5 protein-coding genes and 1 pseudogene are annotated in these 4,313 nt (G+C 70.4%); all 6 read left to right on the top strand.

From position 1 onward, the window contains the following. Nucleotides 1-338: pseudogene (locus HMPREF3086_RS16645) on the top strand (LemA family protein); the annotation flags it as partial. Between the two features lie 95 nt (nucleotides 339-433). Next, nucleotides 434-1,339 (top strand): pyridoxal 5'-phosphate synthase lyase subunit PdxS, encoded by a 906-nt coding sequence (pdxS, locus tag HMPREF3086_RS16650; RefSeq protein ID WP_061228688.1) that lies wholly within the window; start codon nucleotides 434-436, stop codon nucleotides 1,337-1,339. A 7-nt stretch (nucleotides 1,340-1,346) separates the two neighbouring features. Beyond that, entirely contained in the window at nucleotides 1,347-2,219 is an 873-nt protein-coding gene (locus HMPREF3086_RS16655; protein ID WP_061228687.1) for an acyl-CoA thioesterase, read from the top strand. Continuing rightward, nucleotides 2,216-2,830 (top strand): pyridoxal 5'-phosphate synthase glutaminase subunit PdxT, encoded by a 615-nt coding sequence (pdxT, locus tag HMPREF3086_RS16660; RefSeq protein ID WP_061914753.1) that lies wholly within the window; start codon nucleotides 2,216-2,218, stop codon nucleotides 2,828-2,830. The genes HMPREF3086_RS16655 and pdxT overlap by 4 nt, the downstream gene beginning before the upstream one ends. A gap of 91 nt (nucleotides 2,831-2,921) precedes the next feature. Further along, complete coding sequence (locus tag HMPREF3086_RS16665) at nucleotides 2,922-3,674, top strand: YebC/PmpR family DNA-binding transcriptional regulator (RefSeq protein ID WP_061228685.1); 753 nt, start codon at nucleotides 2,922-2,924, stop codon at nucleotides 3,672-3,674. A 63-nt stretch (nucleotides 3,675-3,737) separates the two neighbouring features. Then, nucleotides 3,738-4,313 (top strand): crossover junction endodeoxyribonuclease RuvC (locus HMPREF3086_RS16670; protein WP_083324501.1); only part of this gene is annotated, 576 nt, incomplete at its 3' end.

Genomic DNA, 4,313 nt, shown 5'->3' on the forward strand with positions numbered 1-4,313 from the left:
ACGCCGTCGCCGGGCCCGACCCGGCGCCCCAGCCGCCGCCGCGCCGGAGGACCGACCGGGCCGACGACGACGAGCCCGGCGAGAACGCAGAACTGGCCGAGAACACGCTCGGCATGATGCTGGCCGCGCTCGACGTGGAGGCACTGCCCGTCGACCTCGCCAGCGAACTCGAGGACGCCACCGACCGCGTCTCCATGGCCCGCCGCTTCTACAACGACGCCGTGCGGGACACCCGAGGTCTGCGCGAGCAGACCGCCGTCCGCGCCCTCCGACTGGCCGGCCGGGCCCCCATGCCCGACTACGTCGAGCTCGTCGACGCCCCGCCCCCGCGCGCCTGACCCACCCGGGCGGGACGGCGGTTGGGGAACGGAGGTGAGGGCGACCTACACTGGTAGGCCTGAACACGTCGTCTGAGCCAGGAAAGGCCAATTTCGTGAGCGAGCCGCAGTCGAGCGAGAACACCACCGGAACAGCCCGCGTCAAGCGGGGCATGGCCGAGATGCTCAAGGGCGGCGTCATCATGGACGTCGTCACCGCCGAGCAGGCGAAGATCGCCGAGGACGCCGGTGCCGTGGCCGTCATGGCCCTCGAGCGTGTTCCCGCCGACATCCGCGCCCAGGGCGGCGTCGCTCGCATGAGCGACCCCGACCTGATCGACGGCATCATCGAGGCCGTCTCGATCCCGGTGATGGCCAAGGCCCGCATCGGCCACTTCGTCGAGGCCCAGATCCTGCAGGCACTCGGCGTGGACTACGTCGACGAGTCCGAGGTCCTCACCCCGGCCGACTACACCAACCACATCGACAAGTTCGCCTTCACCGTGCCGTTCGTCTGTGGCGCGACCAACCTCGGCGAGGCGCTGCGCCGCATCACCGAGGGCGCGGCCATGATCCGCTCCAAGGGTGAGGCCGGCACCGGCGACGTCTCCAACGCCACCACCCACATGCGGTCGATCCGCCAGCAGATCCGCAAGCTCCAGAGCCTGCCGGAGGACGAGCTGTACGTGGCGGCCAAGGAGCTGCAGGCCCCGTACGAACTCGTCAAGGAGGTCGCGGAGAAGGGCAAGCTCCCCGTGGTGCTGTTCACCGCCGGCGGCATCGCCACCCCCGCCGACGCCGCGATGATGATGCAGCTCGGCGCCGAGGGCGTCTTCGTCGGTTCCGGCATCTTCAAGTCCGGCAACCCGTCCGAGCGGGCCAAGGCGATCGTCAAGGCCACCACCTTCCACGACGACCCGGAGATGCTCGCGAACATCTCCCGCGGCCTCGGCGAGGCCATGGTCGGCATCAACGTCGACGACATCTCGGAGCCCCACCGGCTCGCCGAGCGGGGCTGGTGACCCGCCGGTGGCGAAGATCGAGGACATCCTCGACCTCGAGCGGATCGACCGCGACCTCTACCGGGGCCCCGCGATCCGCACCCATCTCCAGCGCACCTTCGGCGGACAGGTGGCCGGTCAGACCCTGACCGCCGCCGTCCGGACCGTGGACTCCGACAAGCACGTCCACTCCCTGCACGGGTACTTCATCCGCCCGGGGATCCCGGACGTGCCCACCGTCTATCAGATCGACCGACTGCGGGACGGGCGGAGCTTCGCCACCCGACGGGTCACCGCCATCCAGGAGGGCGAGCCGATCTTCACGATGTCGGCCTCGTTCCACCTGCGCGACCAGGATGGGATCGAGCACCAGGACCAGATGCCCCGCGTCGTCGACCCCGAGGAGATCCCCGTGCCCTCCGTCGACGACCTGGATGAGGTCCACCGCGTATTCGTCGACGAGTGGGCCCAGTGGGACATCCGGTTCGTCCCGCGTGACGGGATGCCGACCAGTTCCGCGCTGGCCGCGCAGCAGCGGGTGTGGTTCCGGTGCGTCGACACCCTCCCGGACGACGCGAACTTCCACGTGTGCACGCTGGCGTACATGTCCGACATGACCCTCCTGGGGTCGGCCAAGATCCCGCACCCGGACGAGCCGACCCAGGACGCCTCGCTCGACCACGCCATGTGGTTCATGCGTCCGTTCCGGGCCGACGACTGGCTGCTCTACGACCAGACGTCCCCGTCCGCCTCCGGGGGGCGTGCCCTGACCCAGGGGCGGATCTTCGACCGATCGGGCCGACTCGTGGCCGCCGTGACCCAGGAGGGACTGTCCCGGCGACTCAATCCCGGGGCGCAGTCGTTCCCCGTGGACACCTCCGGCTCCACGTCCGTGTCGTGACCGGACCCGCACCGACGATCGGTGTCCTCGCCCTGCAGGGTGATGTCGCCGAGCACCTGTCCCACCTCGAGGCCGTCGGCGCGCGGGCCGTCCCCGTGCGCCGACGGTCCGAACTGGACGCGGTGGACGGCCTGGTCCTACCCGGTGGCGAGTCCACCGCCATGAGCCGGTTGATGGACGTCCACGAGATGTATGAGCCCGTGGCCGAGCGGATCTCCGACGGCATGCCCGTCTACGGGTCGTGCGCCGGCATGATCCTGCTCGCCTCGGATGTCCTGGACACCCGGGCCGACGCGACCTGGTTCTCCGCGATCGACATGACGGTCCGCCGCAACGCCTTCGGACGGCAGGTCGACTCGTTCGAGGCCGACCTCGTCGTCGACGCCCTCGGCGCCGACCCGGTACGCACGGTGTTCATCCGCGCGCCGTGGGTCGAATCGGTCGGCTCCGACGTGCAGGTCCTCGCCGAGGTCCGCGCCTCCGACGGCCGAGACCACGTGGTCGCGGTGCGTCAGGGCAACGCCCTGGCCACGTCGTTCCACCCGGAGGTCACCGACGACGTGCGCGTCCATCGGTACTTCCTCGACATGGTGTGGCAGACGACCTCGTAGACTGGGCGTTCAGCGGGCCTCGAGCGCAGCCCCGCGCCGGGCCGCCGGACGGCGGGACCCGGTCCCCAGACCCCCGGAGGGCGGAACATCAATGGCAGGCCATTCCAAGTGGGCCACCACCAAGCACAAGAAGGCGGCGATCGACGCCAAGCGCGGCAAGCTCTTCGCCAAGCTCGTCAAGAACATCGAGGTGGCCGCCCGCACGGGCGGCGGTGACCCCGCCGGAAACCCCACTCTCTACGACGCCATCCAGAAGGCGAAGAAGAACTCCGTCCCGGCCGACAACGTCGAGCGCGCCCGCAAGCGCGGCGCCGGCGAGGAGGCGGGCGGCGCCGAGTGGGAGACCATCATGTACGAGGGCTACGGCCCGAACGGCGTGGCCATGCTCATCGAGTGCCTGACCGACAACCGCAACCGGGCCGCCGGCGAGGTGCGCACGGCGATGACCCGCAACGGCGGCAACCTGGCCGACCCCGGCTCCGTCGCGTACCTGTTCGCCCGCAAGGGGGAGATCGTCCTGGACAAGGGCGAGCTGACCGAGGACGACGTCCTCATGGCCGTTCTCGATGCCGGAGCCGAAGAGGTCAACGACCTCGGCGAGCAATTCGAGGTGGTCTGCGAGCCCACCGACCTGGTCGCGGTGCGCACCGCCCTGCAGGAGGCCGGGATCGACTACGAGTCCGCCGAGTCGGGGTTCCGCGCCTCGGTCGAGGTGACCGTCGACGCCGACGGTGCCGCAAAGGTCTTCAAGCTGATCGACGCGCTCGAGGACTCCGACGACGTACAGAACATCTACTCGAACATGGACGTCCCCGAGGACGTGCTGGCGAGCCTCGACGCCTGACGGCCGACCCCGCTGGTAGGGTCTCGAACGTAGGTTCTACCACCGGTCGAGGAGAGGTCGCAGATGCGCGTCATGGGTGTGGACCCGGGGCTGACCCGGTGCGGGCTCGCCCTCATCGTGACCGCCCCGGGTCGCGCGGTCACGGCGCTCGACGTGGACGTGGTGCGCACGACCTCCGACGAGCCGCTCGAGCGGCGCCTGCGGGCCGTGCACTCCGTGGCCGACGAGTGGATGGAGATCCACCGCCCGGACGTGGTGGCCATCGAGCGCGTGTTCGCGCAGAACCAGGTCTCGACCGCCATGGGTACGGCTCAGGCGGCGGGTGTCGTCGCGCTGGCGGCGGCCTACCGGGAGATCCCCGTGGCGTTCCACACCCCGTCGGAGGTCAAGGCGGCGATCACCGGTAGCGGGCGCGCGGACAAGAAGCAGATGACCCTCATGATCACTCGCATCCTGGGTCTGCAGAAGCCGCCGAGCCCGGCCGACGCCGCGGACGCGCTCGCCCTGGCCGTGTGCCACAGTTGGCGCGCGCCCATGCAGGGTCGGGTGGCCTCGCTCAATGCCCACGTCGCCCGCTCGCGGGCCGGCTTCGAGGCGAAGGTCGCGGCCGCCAGGGAAGCGGCGGCATCGGACGGGACC

The sequence above is a fragment of the Dietzia sp. HMSC21D01 genome, from assembly GCF_001815995.1.
Classification (GTDB): Bacteria; Actinomycetota; Actinomycetes; order Mycobacteriales; family Mycobacteriaceae; genus Dietzia; species Dietzia cinnamea.

Excerpts from the sequence above, each read along its gene's own strand:
- HMPREF3086_RS16665 (WP_061228685.1), top strand. The coding sequence starts at position 2,922 with ATGGCAGGCCATTCCAAGTGGGCCACCACCAAGCACAAGAAGGCGGCG.